Source organism: Actinopolyspora mortivallis (assembly GCF_003001495.1).
Lineage (GTDB): Bacteria > Actinomycetota > Actinomycetes > Mycobacteriales > Pseudonocardiaceae > Actinopolyspora > Actinopolyspora mortivallis_A.
Map to the genome: position 1 here is coordinate 200929 of NZ_PVSR01000003.1, position 16969 is coordinate 217897.

General features: G+C 64.6%; 17 protein-coding genes. 8 read left to right on the forward strand and 9 right to left on the reverse strand.

All coding sequences use genetic code 11. The annotated features are described in order from the left end of the window. The first annotated feature begins 327 nt into the window (after positions 1 to 327). Complete coding sequence (aceB, locus tag CEP50_RS04730; RefSeq protein ID WP_106112687.1) at positions 328 to 1929, forward strand: malate synthase A; 1602 nt, start codon at positions 328 to 330, stop codon at positions 1927 to 1929. A 65-nt stretch (positions 1930 to 1994) separates the two neighbouring features. Beyond that, positions 1995 to 3254 (forward strand): DUF6986 family protein, encoded by a 1260-nt coding sequence (locus CEP50_RS04735; RefSeq protein WP_106112688.1) that lies wholly within the window; start codon positions 1995 to 1997, stop codon positions 3252 to 3254. A 196-nt stretch (positions 3255 to 3450) separates the two neighbouring features. Here the strand turns inward: CEP50_RS04735 and CEP50_RS19790 are convergent, their stop codons facing one another. Further along, entirely contained in the window at positions 3451 to 3708 is a 258-nt protein-coding gene (locus tag CEP50_RS19790; RefSeq protein WP_146134740.1) for a hypothetical protein, read from the reverse strand. 742 nt (positions 3709 to 4450) lie between these two features. Here CEP50_RS19790 and CEP50_RS04740 point away from each other — a divergent pair. From CEP50_RS04740 to CEP50_RS04765, 6 genes are all read left to right on the forward strand, one after another. Further along, positions 4451 to 5959, forward strand: a complete 1509-nt coding sequence (locus CEP50_RS04740; protein WP_106112689.1) for an amino acid adenylation domain-containing protein — start codon at positions 4451 to 4453, stop codon at positions 5957 to 5959. After that, the gene (locus CEP50_RS04745; RefSeq protein WP_106112690.1) at positions 5956 to 6210 is read left to right on the forward strand and encodes an acyl carrier protein; all 255 of its coding nucleotides are present in this window, start codon (positions 5956 to 5958) and stop codon (positions 6208 to 6210) included. The genes CEP50_RS04740 and CEP50_RS04745 overlap by 4 nt, the downstream gene beginning before the upstream one ends. Positions 6211 to 6232: 22 nt before the next feature. Continuing rightward, positions 6233 to 7180, forward strand: coding sequence for a chlorinating enzyme (locus CEP50_RS04750; protein ID WP_106112742.1), 948 nt, complete (start codon positions 6233 to 6235; stop codon positions 7178 to 7180). 76 nt (positions 7181 to 7256) lie between these two features. Continuing rightward, positions 7257 to 7955: a hypothetical protein gene (locus tag CEP50_RS04755; protein WP_181188212.1), complete on the forward strand. Its 699-nt coding sequence runs from the start codon at positions 7257 to 7259 to the stop codon at positions 7953 to 7955. Next, positions 7915 to 8883 (forward strand): DMT family transporter, encoded by a 969-nt coding sequence (locus tag CEP50_RS04760; RefSeq protein WP_258174839.1) that lies wholly within the window; start codon positions 7915 to 7917, stop codon positions 8881 to 8883. Before CEP50_RS04755 ends, CEP50_RS04760 begins: the two co-directional genes overlap by 41 nt. Next, positions 8880 to 9584 (forward strand): thioesterase II family protein, encoded by a 705-nt coding sequence (locus CEP50_RS04765; protein ID WP_106112692.1) that lies wholly within the window; start codon positions 8880 to 8882, stop codon positions 9582 to 9584. Before CEP50_RS04760 ends, CEP50_RS04765 begins: the two co-directional genes overlap by 4 nt. An 89-nt stretch (positions 9585 to 9673) precedes the next feature. Here the strand turns inward: CEP50_RS04765 and CEP50_RS04770 are convergent, their stop codons facing one another. The 8 genes from CEP50_RS04770 to pucL form a co-directional block, all read right to left on the reverse strand. Then, positions 9674 to 10258, reverse strand: coding sequence for an XRE family transcriptional regulator (locus CEP50_RS04770; RefSeq protein WP_219905314.1), 585 nt, complete (start codon positions 10256 to 10258; stop codon positions 9674 to 9676). Positions 10259 to 10391: 133 nt separating this feature from the next. Next, positions 10392 to 10646: a hypothetical protein gene (locus tag CEP50_RS19795; protein WP_146134741.1), complete on the reverse strand. Its 255-nt coding sequence runs from the start codon at positions 10644 to 10646 to the stop codon at positions 10392 to 10394. Between the two features lie 282 nt (positions 10647 to 10928). Next, positions 10929 to 11570, reverse strand: coding sequence for a DJ-1/PfpI family protein (locus CEP50_RS04775; RefSeq protein WP_106112694.1), 642 nt, complete (start codon positions 11568 to 11570; stop codon positions 10929 to 10931). A 164-nt stretch (positions 11571 to 11734) separates the two neighbouring features. Further along, complete coding sequence (locus CEP50_RS04780; RefSeq protein WP_106112695.1) at positions 11735 to 12229, reverse strand: DUF3995 domain-containing protein; 495 nt, start codon at positions 12227 to 12229, stop codon at positions 11735 to 11737. Between the two features lie 96 nt (positions 12230 to 12325). Then, positions 12326 to 13069, reverse strand: a complete 744-nt coding sequence (locus tag CEP50_RS20745; protein WP_106112696.1) for a M15 family metallopeptidase — start codon at positions 13067 to 13069, stop codon at positions 12326 to 12328. Positions 13070 to 13113: 44 nt separating this feature from the next. Beyond that, on the reverse strand, positions 13114 to 14163 hold the full coding sequence (locus tag CEP50_RS04790) for a peptidoglycan recognition protein family protein (protein ID WP_106112697.1): 1050 nt from the start codon (positions 14161 to 14163) through the stop codon (positions 13114 to 13116). 310 nt (positions 14164 to 14473) lie between these two features. Continuing rightward, positions 14474 to 15901: a nucleobase:cation symporter-2 family protein gene (locus CEP50_RS04795; RefSeq protein WP_181188213.1), complete on the reverse strand. Its 1428-nt coding sequence runs from the start codon at positions 15899 to 15901 to the stop codon at positions 14474 to 14476. A gap of 172 nt (positions 15902 to 16073) precedes the next feature. After that, the gene (gene pucL / locus CEP50_RS04800) at positions 16074 to 16964 is read right to left on the reverse strand and encodes a factor-independent urate hydroxylase (protein WP_106112698.1); all 891 of its coding nucleotides are present in this window, start codon (positions 16962 to 16964) and stop codon (positions 16074 to 16076) included. Positions 16965 to 16969 lie beyond the last annotated feature (5 nt).

Genomic DNA, 16969 nt, shown 5'->3' on the forward strand with positions numbered 1-16969 from the left:
TCCCGTGTGCTGCTCGGCCCTCGTCGGTGAGCCGACTCCCGCCCACCGTACGGCGGTGGACCAGTGTAGCCGTCCGCCGTTCGGCGGATGTCGTACTGACGCCGCGCCGCGCGGCGCGGCGTGCTCCCCGTCCGTGGGGCGGGGTGGTTCAGTTCATCTTGCCCGAAGCGGGATGCGGAAACTAACCTCCACGATGCAAAAAACATAACGGGCGTACCGCGAGCCAGTAGCGAACTTGCTCCGAGGGGTGCGAGAACGCCACCGGCGCGGCAAGCTGTCTCACCAGCCACCGTCTGTAACCCGGCATCAGAAAGAGGTGGACGTCTCATGTCCCAATCGACCCCGGCGCAGGGCGTGGAGGTCCTCGGCGCTCCCGTGGAACGCGGCGACGAGATCCTCACCCCCGAGGCCCTCGACTTCGTCGCTCGGCTGCAACGTTCCTTCGGCGCGCGGCGCGACGAACTGCTCGCCCGCAGGCAGCAGCGCCGTGACGAGGCCGCCCGTACCGGGAAGCTGGACTTCCTCTCCGAGACCCGCCACATCCGCGAGTCCGACTGGCAGGTGGCCGAGCCGCCCGCCGCGCTGCGGGACCGCAGGGTGGAGATCACCGGCCCCACCGACCGCAAGATGGCCATCAACGCGCTGAACTCCGGGGCCAAGGTCTGGCTGGCCGACCTGGAGGACGCCAACACCCCGCACTGGAGCAACGTCGTCTCCGGCCAGGTCAACCTCTACGACGTGATCCGCAAGCAGATCGAACTGCACTCCAACGGCAAGCAGTACACGCTGCGCGACGACGTCGAGCACGCCGTGCCGCTGGTGCGTCCCCGGGGATGGCACTTCGACGAGCGGCACATCCTCGTCGACGGCAAGCCGGCCGTGGGCGCGCTGGTGGACTTCGGGCTGTACTTCTTCCACAACGCCGCCGAGGGGCTGCGGCGCGGCACCGGGCCGTACTTCTACCTGCCCAAGATGGAGAGCCACCTGGAGGCCCGCCTCTGGAACGACGTGTTCGTGCAGGCCCAACAGGATCTCGGCATCCCCCAAGGCTCGGTGCGCGCCACGGTGCTGATCGAGACGATCCCGGCCGCCTTCGAGATGGAGGAGATCCTCTACGAGCTCAGGGAGCACAGCGCCGGGCTCAACGCGGGCCGCTGGGACTACCTGTTCAGCGTGATCAAGACGTTCCGCTCGGCCGGTTCGGAGTTCGTCCTGCCGGACCGCAACAGCGTCACCATGACCGCGCCGTTCATGCGGGCCTACACCGAGCTGCTGGTGCGCACCTGCCACAAGCGGGGTGCGTTCGCCATCGGCGGGATGGCCGCGTTCATCCCCAACCGCCGCGACCCCGAGGTCACGGAGAAGGCCCTGGCCAAGATCCACGACGACAAGCGCCGCGAGGCCAACGACGGCTTCGACGGCTCGTGGGTGGCCCACCCGGACACCGTGTCGGTGTGCCGAGAGGAGTTCGACGCGGTTCTCGGGGACAAGCCCAACCAGATCGACCGCAAGCGCGAGGACGTCTCCGTCGGGGCGGCCGACCTGCTCAACACCGCCGAAACCCCCGGTGACAAGACGATCGAGGGGCTGCGCTCGGCCGTGGACGTCGGGGTGCGCTACATCGTGTCCTGGCTCGGGGGCAACGGCGCGGCCGGTATCCACAACATGATGGAGGACGCGGCCACCGCCGAGATCTCGCGCTCGCAGATCTGGCAGTGGCTGCACAACGACATCGTGCTCGCCGACGGCCAGCGGGTCACCAAGGACCTGGTGCGTCAGGTGCTGGGAGACACCGAGAAGCAGCTCCGCGCCGAGGAGGGCTTCCCGACCGAGAACCTCGACCGTGCCGTGGAACTGTTCGAGCGGGTGGCCGTGGCCGAGGAGTTCGTCGACTTCCTCACCCTGCCCGCCTACGAGCAGATCGACTGAGTGTTGTCCGCGGTGGCCGTCCGAGCGGGACGGCCACCGCTCGTCCGATCCGGTGAGGAGGAGATGTGGCCAGGACTTCGTTGAACCGGGCCGACGTCGACGCGTGTCTGGCTCCGTTGACCGATGTGGACAGGGTCACGGCGGACCGGTTCCCCGGAGGTTCCGCTGCCAGGCAGCCGGTGCACACCTGCTACGTGCCCGCCAACGGGGTGGAGGCGGACACCGTCCGGGACTGGGGTGAACGGGCCCTGGCCGCACTCGACGAACACGCCGCCACCCCCGAGCGGATGGCCGAGGTGCTCGACCTGCCGCCCGAACGGGCGAGGGCGATCCATCCCCGGGTGCGGGCCAAGCTGGCCGAGTCGCCGATCGAGGACCTGCGGATCGACTTCGAGGACGGCTACGGCACCCCCGAGGACGCCGTGGAGGACGCCGACGCCGAACGCACCGCCGGGGTGTTCGCCGGATGGCTGAAGGAGGGAACCGCCCCCGAGCACGTGGGCCTGCGGGTGAAGTCCTTCGACTCCCCGAGTCTGCGGGAGCGTTCGGTGCGCACACTGGACGTCTTCCTCACCGAGCTGCTGGCCGCCCACGGCGAACTGCCCCCCGGGTTCCTGCTGACCTTCCCGAAGGTGGTCGACGTCCGCCAGGTGGAGGCCTTCGTCGGGATCCTGGCGCGCACGGAACGCGCCCTCGGACTGCCCGAGCGGTCCCTGCGCTTCGAGATCCAGGTGGAAACGACACGGTCCATCGTGGACACCGAGGGGAGGTTGGCGCTGCCCCGTTTCCTCGGTGCGGGGGACAACAGGATCACCGGGCTGCACTTCGGAACCTACGACTACACGGCCGGGTGCGGGCTGACCGCCGCCCACCAGCACCTGGCGCACCGCGCCTGCGACTTCGCCCGGCACGTCATGCAGGTCTGCACGGCGGGAACCGGGGTGTTCCTGTCCGACGGTTCCACCAACGTGCTGCCGGTCGGCGACGCCGAGCAGGTGCGGCACGGCTGGCGGACCCACTACGGGTTGGTGCGGCGTTCGCTGGAGCACGGCTTCTACCAGGGGTGGGACCTGCACCCGGCGCAGCTGGTCACGCGCTACGCGGCCGTGTTCGCCGAGTTCCGCGCCTCCGCCGACTCCGCCGCCGACCGGCTGGCCGCCTACGCCTCGGCCTCCGGGGGAGCGGTGCTCGACGAGCCCGCCACCGCACGGGCCCTGGCGGCCTCGTTCGTGCGGGCGTTGGACAACGGGGCCACCGACGCCGAGGAGGTGGCCGCGATGACCGGGCTTTCCGAGACGCGGCTGCGCGAGCTCGGACGGGTGTAGGACTCTCCGGGGAGTCGCGCACGGCACGTCCGCACGGCTTGTCGCCGTGCCCGGCCGGAAGCGCGACGGCCCCGCGAGGGACGGGCGGTGCCCACCGAGTTTGTCGTGGTTCTCCGGTGGGCGCCGTCCGTGGGGCCGGTGGTTTGTCCACGGTTGGAAGACGTTCGCCGCTTTTCGGCGAAACTTGATCTCCCGGTCAGCTACGCGAGTCGAACGCGAGTGCAGCGCGAATATCGGCCAGCCAGCTGGCCAACTCGTTCCAGGAAAACCGCATACTCTCACAGAGGTGTTCGGCTGCCTGGTCGAAGGTGTAGTGCATCGTGTTCAGATGCGCTCTGTCGTGCAGGATCAAGGCGACCACCAACTGTTCCCCTGTAGACCAGGTCGCCGAGGGATGTCCATGGTTGTGTGCTACGGCCCATCGACAGCGTTCGACGATCTCGCTATTGACCATGTACTTCTCCCCATCACGGTAGGAGCTTCGGTACGGCAGGGGTGCAGGTGACCTCATCCGATGGCGAATTAGCCGTCGACAACCTGTACTCGAACTGTAAATGGAGTTGTGCCACTGTCTGCGGTGATTACTGACAGATGAATCCGTTGGTGTCCTGCCTCGAGCAGGCGTAAAGTAGTTCTGGCATCATGTGACTTTCAACTGGGAGTGACGACCCCTCTCTCGACTCCTGGAATGGTGTTCAGAAAAATTTATTTTGGACGAAGTTTCTTCGACCGTGAAGCAGAGAAAGTTCCGACGGACACGTCAAGAGCTCCACGACAGAACTCGTTCGTGAGAGCAGAGCCGTGGAGTGTGATATTCCCAGAGTCAAGCGCGTGTCACCAGATTCCTTCTGTGTATCATCGATAATCTCCGGGTGAACGTGTGATTTCTACTCTGCGGCATACTATCCTGTGAGTTTTCTGCTGATGGTGTTTTCGGAGACTTTTGCGAGCCCATGAATTCTTCGAAATTTTTTCGTCCCGATGGTGCCACACATTATGGAGGTTCTCGCGCTGCTTTTCGGGCGAAAAGGGTGCTCCATGTGTAGTATGATGTGCATCACTTGTTGTATCACCCGTTTGGTGGTGCCCCTTTTTCGTTACATGGGAGATATTTGTTTCCGTTCCTGCTTCCTGGTATTCGAGATTTGTGGTTGCGACTGGTTGCGGTACTGAAATGATTGGGGAATTTTTGAGAAATGGGGTATTCTGGGAAGACTGTTGTCGACCGATTCATTTCGGTTGCACATGATTTTCCTGATTCTGTGGCCGTTCGGGACGTGACCGTTCTCGGTTCAGAGTCGGTGTTTACGTATCGCGAACTGTATGAGTCCGCGCGGAATCGGAGTGCCGAGCTGCATGAAGCGGGAATCGTTCCCGGAGATCTCGTGGCAGTAGACATGCCGGCAGGATTTGATGCCGTAGTGTCATTTCTGGCGGTGTGGCTCGCCGAAGCGTGTTATCTCCCCTTGGATCACTTCGGACCTTCTGAACGAAACAGGAGCATTGTCGAAGACGCCGCTCCTAAAGCGTTGCTAACTCCTGAAGGGAAATCTTCGGTATTCGATTCGTCGGAGCCCGTGACCCGTAAGAACGGTTACGACCTGTTGTTCCGTGCTCATGCTCATCAACCGCCCTCAGGAACTGCCTATATCATTTATACCTCGGGAACCACCGGTGATCCCAAAGGGGTTCCGGTGACACATCGCAACCTGTCCGCCTTGTTCGATGCGACAGCTCCGTGGTTCGACGTCGACACGACCGACACATGGCTCCTGTTCCATTCACTCGCCTTCGACTTCTCGATATGGGAGTTATGGGGAGCATTGACCACTGGGGGAAGGTTGCTGATTCCCGACCGCTTGACCGTACGGGATCCCGAAAAGTGTGCTGATCTGATCCGGAACGAGCAGGTTTCCGTACTGAATCAGACTCCAACCTCATTTCTTTCTCTGGCCCCGGAGCTGTGTTCTTGGGATTTTCAGGGATCCTGCTTGAGGTATGTGGTGTTCGGGGGTGAACAACTCTTTCCCAGATTTCTTCGTGATTTTTGTAAATCGTCAAATTCTTTTGTGTACAACATGTACGGAATTACGGAAATCACGGTGCACGCTACCATAAGGAGAGTTTCCTGGAGTGATATAGAATTAAATATTTCTAATATCGGTGAGACACTTCCGGGGTTTACGGCACGTGTTGTCGATGAGCATGGCTACGAGGTGCCGTTCTCGGAGGTGGGCGAGCTCCTGCTCGCCGGGCCACAAGTGGTCGGAGGATACCTGCGGAAACCTGAGTTGAGCGAACGGCGTTTCACAGTCCTCGACGGGAAGTACTACTACCGCAGTGGTGATCTCGTACGGCGTGAAATGGAAGGATTCGTCTATGTCGGACGTAACGATGAGCAGGTGAAACTCCGCGGCCACAGGATCGAACTGGGTGAGGTCGATCGCGCATTACAGGAGGTACCGGGTGTGACCGCGGCACTCTCCGTGGTTATCGAGGACGAGGACGAGAGGTATATGGCCTGTGCCTACGTCTCCGAGGACGCGACCGACATCACTACTCGCCGGTGGCGAAATGCTTTGTCGGAGCGTCTGCCGTCTTACATGATTCCCCGAAGATTCGCTCGTGTTGATTCGATGCCGCGTACACGGAACGGAAAAATCGATAGGGGGGAGATTGAAAATGTTTTTCGGAGGGCGCGATGAACCGTGATTCTGCCGCAGGGGAAAAGGAAATTGTTGATGCGATTGTCGAGTGGCTTCGCAACGAGTTGGAAGATTTTGAGGTGAGTGAGGAAGATAATTTTCTCGACATCGGAGGGCATTCTCTCACTTTTTCGAAAATGAACAGGTATTTGGGCGAAAAATTCGGCGTATCTCTCGACGCGCGCAAAACTTATGAGGGGACGCTCAGGGAAGCAGCGATCGCCAGGCGCGACACGGTCGCCCATCAGTAGGAGGCAGTTCGTGATCACTGACTTGGACGCCGATTTCTCGTTGTCGGACGAGGAAAAAAAGTTCTTTCATCAGAACGGCTACATAGGGCCGATTACCGTGTATAGCCCGGATGAGATGGAGCGGATGTGGAAAACTGTCCAGAGGGAGACTCTTGACCGCTCTTACGCAGCATACCAGGATGATGCTGTTTCTGGTGGTACCAACATAGCGAACTACGATCGCCATCTCGATATAGATCTGTTGGCCCAACACGTCTGCAATGCGCGGATCGTGGACAGGGTGGCTTCTATCCTTGGCCCCGACTTGTTGTGCTGGCGTACCGAATTCTTTCCCAAATATCCTGGTGACGAGGGGACGGACTGGCACCAGGCTGATACGTTCGCGAACGCGAGTGGAAAACCACAGATACTGTGGCCCGGTGAGACTGAGGAAGATTTCGGGGCGGGGACGATCACTGTTTGGACGGCGTTCACCGAATCCACTCGCCAGAACGGATGTCTACAGATCATACCTGGTACTCAGAATAAAATGAATTATGATGAGACCAAGCAGATGGTTTACGACGAGTCTCGTATCAACTCCGAGGAGAAGGACGGGGTTACACGAGGGTTCTTCGGCTATGATTACCGGCAGCTCCAGATCGATCCGGATTGGAAACCGAACGAGGAGGATGCTGTTCCGCTGGTTATGGAAAAAGGGCAGTGCGTGATATTCTGGTCGACCCTGATGCACGCATCGTTTCCCAATACGACGACGGGAAAGAACTACAGGATGGGCTTCGCGGCTCGTTATGTTCCCACTAAAGTACGGGTGTATCCGAACACGGAACGTGTCGAGGAGTACGGGGGGAGCATCCCGCTGGACAACTACGGTGCGGTTCTCGTCAGCGGGGAGGACAGGTACGGGCACAACAAAATCGCCCGGGAAACTTTGCGCGGTACCCCCTTCATGAAGAGGGATGCCGAGTAACGCGAGTCGGCGTCACGTCGGGGACGTCGCGAACGGCCCCGACGTGACCACTACAGCGTACGTTACGATCGTTACAATGAACGAGTCTGCGGTGAGTCACCAACGGTCCGTCTACCTGGACGACACCTACACCACCGAAGTGGTAACGCGAGTGATCGCGCGCGGAGTCCGCGACGAGCGGCGATGGCTCGCTGTCCGGGACAACATCGTGCATCCGCAAGGGGGCGGGCAGCCCTCGGACGTGACCAGCCTCAACGGCATCCCCAGTACGGTCGTCCGAGATCCGGAGGGCGAACCCCTCGTCGCTCTCGCTCCGGACGAACCGATGGAGGCGTGGCCGGAGATCGGTGAACGGGTGACGGTTTCGGTGGACCGGGCGAGGCGACTCGAAAACGCGGCGTTGCACACTGCCGGGCATCTCGTGGACGCCGCTGTCCGTCTCCGGGACTACAAGCACATAGTGAGCAACCACTTCCCGGGGCAGGCGCGCATCGAGTTCGAGGCCACCGAACCCCTCACCGACGCCGAGCAGTTCGTCGCCGCAGTGCAGAGCGACGTCGACACCGTGGTCGAGAAGAACCTCGACGTCGCGGCCTACTGGGCCGACGGGCGGCGTTACGTCAGAATCGGAGATTTCTCCCTCGACGAGTGCGCGGGAACTCATGTCTCGAACCTGCGGGAGATCCGCGATCTCCTGGTCAGGTCGGCCAAAGTGAAGAAGGGACGACTCAAGGTTGGCTACACCGCGAGCTACTCCGGAGGATCGGACCGGTAGTCACGAGGCTGTCTCTCCGCTTCGACGGTTTGGGCGTTCCTCCTCCGCGGGGGACGTTGCCGTCCTCGGTGTAGCAGCTGTGTGGGGATCCTCGTACGCTGTCATGCAGCTCGTCAACGCGACGGGCCTGTCAGCTCCGAACTTTCTGGCTCTTCGTTTCCTCACCGCGGCCGTTCCCCTCTTGCTCTATGCCGTTTTGGCCCGGGTCAGGATCAACCGTTCCGAGTTTCTGTACGGATTGTTGTACGGTGCGCTGCTGTTCACGATTCTCTTTCTGGAGACGGTGGGTGTCTCATACACCAGCGCCGCCAACGCCGGATTCCTGATCACGGTCTCAGTGATCCTCGTCCCGCTCTACAGCCGGATTCTGGGTGGGCGCAGGCAGCAAGGAGCCATTTACGCTCTTTCGCTGCTGGCGCTGTTGGGGTGTGCCGCTCTCACCTTGGGTACTTCGGACTCCGTCGGTTTCCGACCCGGAGACCTGATCATCCTGGCGGCGGCTCTCGTCCGCGCATACCAGATCTACTCCTTCGGCAGGACTTCGAGTCAGCGCAGCTTCGACGTGTTGTCCGTGACCCTCGTCGAGGTCGTGGTCGTGATGGTGCTCAGCCTTGCCGTCTCCCCTTTCTGGGGGCCGATGATCATTGAGCAGGTGCCGAACATTCCACCACTGACATGGCTGCTTATAGCCTACCTGGGAGTGCTGGGGACCGCTTACGCCTTCGCGGCGCAGTTGTTCGCCGCTCGCCGTACCAGTGCCACCCGGGTCGCCCTGATCTTGTCCACCGAACCCGTGTTCGCCGCGATCTTCGCCGTGGTCCTCCGTGGTGAGCAGTTGGTGTTCATGCAGGTTCTCGGTGGGGTGATGATCGTCGTGGCCGCAGGGGTCGGACGAGTGCTCGAATCCAGGTCGGAGGCTGTGGCATGATCGTTCGCGCACGTACGCCGGTCCTCGTTCTCATCCCCCCGGCCTGCTGCGGTGCGGGCTATTTCCGACGTGTTCGACGTGCATTGGGGGGAAGAGCCGAGATCCACGGTCTTGAGCTTCCCGGGCACGGTCGTCGTTACGAGGAGGACATGCTGACCTCCGCCGCCGCCGCGTTGCGTGATGTCGAGGAGCGACTTCCCACTTCTGTGGATGTTGTCTACGGGGAGAGTCTGGGGGCCTATATTGCACTGGCACTACTCTCCCGCCGCTCAGATCCGGACACGGTTCTCGTAGCCGCGTCGAATTCTGCGCCGAGTGTCCGAGACGACCTTGATCTGGACGGGATCGACTCGGTAGAGGGTGCGATCACCAGATTGTTGGAGCTCGGTGGGGACTTACCGCCGGAGCTTGTCAACGACCGGTCCGTGGCCGAGGGATTCTATCATTTGATTCATAGTGATCTGTTGCTGTCCCAGGGATTCATCACCATGACTCGTGAGGCGGTGGTTGACGGTGATCTCCTCGTTCTCGGAGGGGAACAGGATGTCGGGCTCGGCGCTCTCGAGGCATGGAAAGGGCATACTCGGTCTCGGTGTGAAGTTTTTCGGATACCGGGGCCGCATCTGTTATCCGGTAACAATCCACACGGTGTTGCCGAAGCTATTGCAGCTGTGCTGGGGGAGGACGTTCGGAATCCATAACCCACATTTTCTCCGGATATCGTGGGGCCGCCGGCCGCGTCCACGAGCACCCGGATGACCCCGGGACCGGCGTCTGAGGTCCGCTGTTCTCACATCTGAGTGCTGGGGTACTGCGGAGAGGCGATAATGACCGTGACGTCCGCCGGCGAACGGCCTGTTATGTAGGAGTGCGGCTGGTCACCGGCGAACGAAAGGCAGTCCCCTGCCACGAGGTCGACCAGGTCGGAATCCGCACCGGCACGGAGTTCTCCCGAGGCGACGACGAGATTCTCCACAGTGCCCGGTGCGTGCGGTGCCCCGCTCGTTTCGTGTTCGGGAGGTACGCGTAGTTTCCAGATCTCGACGGAGTAGCTGCCGTGCAGTCGACGCAGCAGCTCGCGGGTCGGAGCGTGCGGATCGTACTCCGTGCCCGGGATCTTCACCGGACTCTCGACACCGTGGGAGTTCACGAGATCCGCCAACGGCAGGGCGAGAGCCGCAGCCAGCGCATCCAGCGTTCCGATCGTCGGATTGCCGCCCCCGGCTTCGATGCTCGACAGGGCGGCTTTGCTGATCCCCGCTCGCCGAGCCAGTTCGGCGCTGGTGAGGCCACGCGCGTTGCGGATGAACCTGACGTGCGCGCCGATCGCTCGGCCTCTGGACCGCGACGCCGGACTGCTCTGGATATCAGCCAAAACCTCCCCCGTATCTCCGCCCGGCGACACTGACCACCAGCCGAGGGGTAACGGCCGGAGGATTCGTGACATGATAGCAAGCAGAACCCCTGTTGCCCTCCGATCGTGTGAAAGTGTAGTGTGCGGCACCGTTTCAGTTCCGGGCGCTGCGTAGGCGGGAACAGCAGCACCATCCGCGCCGCGTGGTAGCCCTGCGTGTTCGGTCCGGCGGCGTTATGTTGCCGTGCAGGGTCCAGTCTCCTTCTTCCCAGCTCCAGTGCAGGAAACGGCACTCCCACGGGCGGGTGGTGACGATCAACCTCTCGTGCAGCTCCTGTTGATCGAGCCATGTCCGAGCAAGGCCGTGCAGAATACGACGCGCCAGCATGTCGACTTCTCCATGGTTCACTTAAACGAACTAATGGTACTTTATAATAAACAAACTCGGCGTGGGAAACAACTCTCCCAGCACGCAGGACGAGCAGAGTCGTGAACCGGAGCTCCGTACACACCCGACTTGCTGTTCACGGTAGTCACAGATCTCTCAGCGTGAGATCGTGCCGAGGACTCTCGAAGAGGCCGGTGCTTTTCCTCGGCGCTGTATCCCCGCAGTGCCGGAAAAACACATCCCCGAACTCGGCTTCACCTTTCGGGGGTGAGCGTGGAAGAAGGTTCCGGGTTCCCCCTCCGCTCACACGGCCCGGCTCCGCGGGAACCTGCTGCGCTGGCGCAGCGCCGCCACGATCTCGGCGGGAGCCTTGTCCGGAGCGCCCGCGTCGTACGGGGGTCGCGGGTCGTACTCGATGCCGAGCTGGACACGCTGGGCGGTGTCCTCGCCCACCAGCTCCCCGGCCAGGGCCAGCGCCATGTCGATGCCGGAGGACACCCCGGCGGCGGTGACGTACTTGCCGTCGACGACCACGCGTTCGCCGCTCGGGCTCACTCCCAGGGCGGACAGCTGGTCCAGGGCCAGCCAGTGCGAGGTGGCGGTGCGACCGGTGAGGATCCCCGCCGCGGCGAGGATCAGCGAACCGGTGCACACGGCGGTCGTCCGGACCGTGGTCTCGTCGACGGCGCGCAACCAGCGGTGCAGCGGGCCGTCGGACATGTGCTCGCTCTGCCCGGGGCCACCGGGGACCACCACGTCCGGTCGGGAGACCTCGTCGAGGGTGGCGTCGGCGACCAGCCCGAGCCCTCCTCCCTCGGTGCGCACGGTGCCCCTGTCCCGGCCGACGAACACGACCTCGGTGTCGGGCAGTCGGGAGAGGACCTCGTACGGCCCGACCGCGTCCAGGGCGGTGAACCGGTCGAACAGCAGAATGGCGATCCGCATTCTTCTCCTCGGTGAAGACGGTTTCGGAACGCGGCTGCCCCGGGGCCGCCAATTTTGCCTAAAATTGGCGGCCCCGGGGCGGGTCGTTGGCCGGCTACTCCGCCCGGATCGGACCCTCAGGGTCGGACGGTGTTTCCGGCACGACAGGCTTTCCGAGTGTGTTCTCAGAACATCCTTCCTCCGGTCACCTCGCCGCTCTTCCGGGGTTCTCCGGAGCGCACGGCCGCGGCCAGCAGCAACACCCCGCCCAGCACCCAGTAGGGATCCCAGAGCAGCACGTAGTACCAGTACCAGTGCTCGCCCCCGTCCCCGCCCGGCAGGGTCCCGGCCAGCACCAGAGCGTTGCCCACCAACCCGAACAGGCCGTACAGCGCGCACACCACCCCGGAGATCCAGAGCAGCAGCGTCAGTCCCTCGTGCACCAGGCCCCGCCGCCACCGGCGGGTGGCCAGCCACGCGACGACACCGATCCCTGCTTTGAGCAGCGCCGCCCCGAGGTTGGCCAGCACGAGGGAGGGAGCCGGATCGGGGGTCTCCAGCGGGTGCGTTCCGGTGCGTCCGCCGAAGGCCCAGAACACGTTCAGCGCGGCGAACAGCAGCGCCCACACCAGTGCCAGGTGGTGCGGCAGGTGGTGGCGGCCTCCTCCGGTGCGCCTCACGGGGCGAAGCCTATCGGCGTTCCCGCGCGGTGACGACCGCGCCACCCCGTGTGACGCGGTCGCCCCCTCGCCGGTGCCCGTGAGCTCCGGGCGGACTCAGAAGCAGCTCGGCGCGTTCCAGTAGCGGCTCGACCGGGTGTCCAGGTGGGTGTGGTCACCGTGTCCCGGCGCTCCCGGCCCGATGATGCCGTTGAAGCCGGAGTCGCGGGCCTGGCGGGCCAGTTCGCACAGCGACGGGGCTCCCGTCAGGTCGGCGGCGGTTCCGTAGGTGTGCTTGCTGTTCGGGGCCCCGCCGACGTCGTCGTTGTGCGAGACGCTGCGGAACCCGGAGCTGACGTACAGCGGACGGTCCCCGAGCTTGTGCCGCAGCGCCTCCAGTTTCCACATGGTGCGCAGCACGTTCGCGCGCACGTTCGAGGTGCTGGTGTTGCCCCCGGAGAACCCGCTGCCGTCCCCGGAGGTGAACTCCCCCCAGGAGAAGTGCGCCGGGGTGCAGTCGGCGTCCTGGAGCTCGTAGACCTTGCCGAAGGTCTCGGGCCCGGCGATCCCGTCCACGGAGAGTCCGTAGCCGCGCTGGAAACGCTGCACCGCGGCCGCGGTCTCCGGACCGTAGACCCCGTCGACGTCCACCGGGTCCCCGGAGGAGGCCCAGCCGGCCACGCGGACCTGGAGTTCGCGGACGTCGGGACCGCTGTCGCCCCGGCTGAGGGTGCGGTCCCACGTGTAGCAGCCGTCGGCGGCCGCCTCGGGGGCGCTCACCGCCCCCACCCCTCCGAGCAGCCCCAGGCCCAGGGTGAACGCGCCGAGCAGCCCGAGCGCGGCACGAGCTCTTCCTCGCATACTCGCCTCCTCGTGTGACCGTCGTGGTCCTTTCCGTGCCGGGCTCACCCGGCCAAGGCCTCCCAGGTGCGGCTGCCCACGATCCCGTCGACCACCAGGCCGCGCTCGGACTGGAACCCCCGCACGGCGGCGGTGGTCTCCGGCCCGAACAGGCCGTCCACGGTGATCGAGAGCCGGTGCTGGACCGCCCGCACGGCGGGTCCGCCGTCGCCGTCGCGCCGCAGGCGGATCGCCTGGTTCCACGTCTGGTGGCCCGCCAGCCCGTCGACGACGGCCCCGACGGCGCGTTGGAACTCCCGCACGGCGCTCTCCGTGGCCGGCCCGTAGACGCCGTCGACGGCCAGGGAGGCGCCGTGCTCGTTCATCAGGTACTGCACGGTTCGGACCCGTTCCCCGGTGTCCTCGGGGCGCACCAGCGGCCAGCTCAACCCTGTGGGATCCCCGCCGATTTCGGCGGCCACGTCCCGGCGCAGTCGGGGCAGCAGCGCGTGGAGACGGTCCCCGGGGCAGCCGGTGGCGTTGACGTCCCGGTGGCCGTGGATCTCGTGGGCGCCGATGCCGTACTCGCCGCACAGCAGGACGCACAACGCGACCAGCCTCGTGTACTGCTCCGGCCGTGGTTCCACGGCGTCGTAGGTGCCCTCGTTCTCGATGCCCAGGGCGAGTCGGTTCTGGCCGAGCGCGTGGGCGCCGACCACGTGCCGTGACCGGTCGAGCGCGGACAGACTGTGGTGTCTGCCCTCGGTGACGTGGCCGCCCCGGCTGAGCGTGAAGTGCTGGCCGGTGTCGATCCACCCGTTGGTGTCCATGTGGTGGTCCTGGATGGACCGGGCCAGGCGGAACGCGTGCTGTCGGGAGTAGTCGGTGCTGTTGGGGGTGGCGGTGTGGTGGATGACGATCCTGGTGGGGGCGTGTCCGATCGTCTCGATCGTCGCGTTCGGCGGGCGGGCTCCCCACGCCTCGGTGCCGGAGATCCCCGGTGTCCGGTCGGCGGCGAGACCGGCGCCGGGCAGCGCCAGCACCCCCATCCCCCCGAGCGCCACGTGCAGGAAGCCACGTCTGCTCGGACCGTGCGCCCCGTGGGGGTCGGGCATTGCCCCTCCAACGAACCGGAAACGGGCGAGCGCGGCCGAGCGAGCGGGTGGGCCCGGGCGACGGTGCTCGCGAGTGGACGATTTTCGGTTCTGCGTTCGTCGAGGGGGATTCTTCCCGGAGCGGCAGGTGGTCAACAAGGCGACGGGCGGGAATCCGCCGAATTCTCGGACGTCCGGCCGAGCGCGTTGCCTCGCCCGAACCAGCGGCGGTGCCCCGGGAACACGACACGAGGACGGGCCCGGCCGTGGCCGGGCCCGTGGGAGAACACCCCGGAGCCTCCGAACGGCGGGAGGTCCGGTTCCGCGACGGTCACGTCCCCGCGGTGACCGTTCCGGGGGAGCCGGGTTCCTCGGATCCGACGGGGGTGCTTTCCTCCTCGGAGGCTTCCGAACCGCGGAGGCCGTTGAACAGCAGGTTCAGCGCCAGGGCCACCAGGCAGCCGGTGCTGATGCCCGAGTCGAGAACGGTGCGCAGGGCCGCGGGGAAGTGCTCGTAGAAGTTCGGGGAGACGATCGGGATCATGCCGATCCCCAGGGAGCCGGCCACCACCAGTGCGTTGAGCGAGTTCCCCAGGTCGGCCTTGGCCAGTGTCTTCATGCCGCTGGCCGCGACCGATCCGAACAGCACCAGCGCGGCGCCGCCCAGCACGGGTTTGGGCACCAGGGAGACGACAGCGCCCGCTATGGGGAACAGTCCCAGCAGGATCAGCACACCGCCGGCGGCGGCCACCACGAAGCGGCTCTTGACCCTGGTCAGCGCGACCAGGCCGATGTTCTGCGCGAACGCGCTACAGGTGAAACCACCGAACACCGCGCTGAGCGCGCTGCCCGCGCCGTCGGCGCGCAGCCCGGCGGCGATGGTCTGTTCGCCCGCGGGACGGTCGACGATCTCGCCGAGGGCGATCATGTCCGCGGTGCTCTCCATCATGGCCACCAGCATCACTACGCAGATGGAGATGGTGGCCGACAGGTTGAAGGCGGGGGAGGCCATTTCGAAGGGCATCGGCACGTCGAAGACGGGGGCGCTCGCGAAGGTGCTGGTGTCCACCGCCCCCAGGGGCCAGGCCACGAGCGTGCCGATGATCAGCCCGATCAGCAGGGCGATCCGGTTCAGGAATCCGGTCAGCACCCTGTTGAGCACGAGCACCAGCAGGAAGGTGCCGGCGCCGAGACCGACACGCAGCGGGGAGGCGAAGTCCGCCGCCTCGGAGTCCTGTCCCGCGATCCAGCCGATGGCCACCGGGAACAGCGACAGCCCGATCAGGGTGATCACGGTTCCGTTGACCAGCGGGGGGAAGAAACGGACGAGTCGGGAGAAGTAGGGAGCCGCGACGAAGGCGAGGACGCCCGCTATCAGCACCGATCCGTACACCACGGAGAGGGCCTGTTGTTGGTCGTGCTGGGCGACGATGGCCAGGATGGGGGCCACCGAGCCGAAGGTGACGCCGTTGACGAAGGGCATGCGTGCCCCGATGCGCCACACGCCGATCGCCTGCAGCAGGGTCGCCATCCCGGCGGTGAGCAGGCTCGCGCCGATCAACAGGGTCATGTCCAGCGGGTCGAGCCCGAGGGCCTGGCCGATGATGAGCGGGGGTGCCACCACGCCCGCGTACATCGCGGCGATGTGCTGCACACCGTAGGCGAGCAGTTTGCCCGGGGGCAGCATCTCATCCACGGGGTGGATGTTCTCTCTTCCGTTCCTGCTGCCGCGATTGCGCCTGGTGAGGAACAGTGGCATAGGGGACTCCTGAGGGCGGAGAAGATATTATACTGCTGCTAAATCAATTCTGGATTCTTGATCTCGGATCGAGAGTCGGATTCCGGTTGATTTCTTGTTTCCGGAAAGAAGAAATGTTTCGGAGGAAAACAAGAGGGCCGTCGGTGGTTTTCCGACGGCCCCGGGAGGCGGATCAGAATTCGGGGAGGCTGTACCAGGCCGCCGGGGCCGGGTCCACGTCGTCCCTGGTGACGGTTCCCTCGATGAGCCCGTAGGGGCGGTCCGCCGCGAAGAAGACCTCGTTGTTGTTGTCCAGTCCGAACCTGTCGAGGTCGACGAGGAAGTGGTGCTTGTTCGGCAGGGACATCCGCACCTCGGCCACCTCGGGGCGCTTCTCCAGCACCGCCTTGCCCATGGCGTAGAGACTCTGCTGCAACGCGTAGCTGTGCGTGGTGGCGAAGGTTTCGAGCAGGATCTCGCGGACGGCCTCGAAACTCTTCGCCCAGTCCAGGTCGGTGCTCAGGTAACGCCAGCGGGCGGTCACGGCCGTGGCCAGGATGCGGTCGTCGGTCTCGGCGAGGGTGGTGAACCGGTCCTTGGGGTAGCCCCAGAACTCCGAGCCCGTGGACTTGAGGACCACGAGGTCCTTGAGCCCGGAGACGACGTGGGTCTCCGAGCCGTCGATGGTCACCGCGGTGGTGCGCTTCTCGTCGCTGGAGCGGGCGAAGGAGTGGTCGTGTCCCGCCCCGCCGACCGGGATGCGTTCCCAGGAGTACTCGTCGATGAGGATCCGCGCCCCGGTCACCGGCGGCTGGGTGTCGACGAAGTGCCGCCCGAGCCGCATGGCGAAGTCCTCGATCTCGCCGACCGACTGTTCCTTCGCCAGGCCGTAGACCGTGTTCTTCTGGGTGTCGGTGGGCAGCACCTTGGCGTTGTCGCCGGTGTGGTGGGTCTCGTCGAAGTCACCGCGCAGCGAGGTGCTCACGTTGAGGTCCTTGATGCTGTGCCTGCTGCTGTCCCGGTTGACGGTGACGATGCGGCACTCGGACTTTCCGTACTGGTTGGGGCCCATGACGATGCCCATGAGCT

Coding starts and splice junctions, on each gene's coding strand:
- pucL (WP_106112698.1), bottom strand. CDS start 16,964: ATGGGCATCGTCATGGGCCCCAACCAGTACGGAAAGTCCGAGTGCCGC.
- CEP50_RS20745 (WP_106112696.1), bottom strand. CDS start 13,069: ATGCGAGGAAGAGCTCGTGCCGCGCTCGGGCTGCTCGGCGCGTTCACC.
- CEP50_RS04745 (WP_106112690.1), top strand. CDS start 5,956: ATGAACCGTGATTCTGCCGCAGGGGAAAAGGAAATTGTTGATGCGATT.
- CEP50_RS04795 (WP_181188213.1), bottom strand. CDS start 15,901: ATGCCACTGTTCCTCACCAGGCGCAATCGCGGCAGCAGGAACGGAAGA.
- CEP50_RS04775 (WP_106112694.1), bottom strand. CDS start 11,570: ATGCGGATCGCCATTCTGCTGTTCGACCGGTTCACCGCCCTGGACGCG.
- CEP50_RS04790 (WP_106112697.1), bottom strand. CDS start 14,163: ATGCCCGACCCCCACGGGGCGCACGGTCCGAGCAGACGTGGCTTCCTG.
- CEP50_RS19790 (WP_146134740.1), bottom strand. CDS start 3,708: ATGGTCAATAGCGAGATCGTCGAACGCTGTCGATGGGCCGTAGCACAC.
- CEP50_RS04740 (WP_106112689.1), top strand. CDS start 4,451: ATGGGGTATTCTGGGAAGACTGTTGTCGACCGATTCATTTCGGTTGCA.
- aceB (WP_106112687.1), top strand. CDS start 328: ATGTCCCAATCGACCCCGGCGCAGGGCGTGGAGGTCCTCGGCGCTCCC.
- CEP50_RS04765 (WP_106112692.1), top strand. CDS start 8,880: ATGATCGTTCGCGCACGTACGCCGGTCCTCGTTCTCATCCCCCCGGCC.
- CEP50_RS04755 (WP_181188212.1), top strand. CDS start 7,257: ATGAACGAGTCTGCGGTGAGTCACCAACGGTCCGTCTACCTGGACGAC.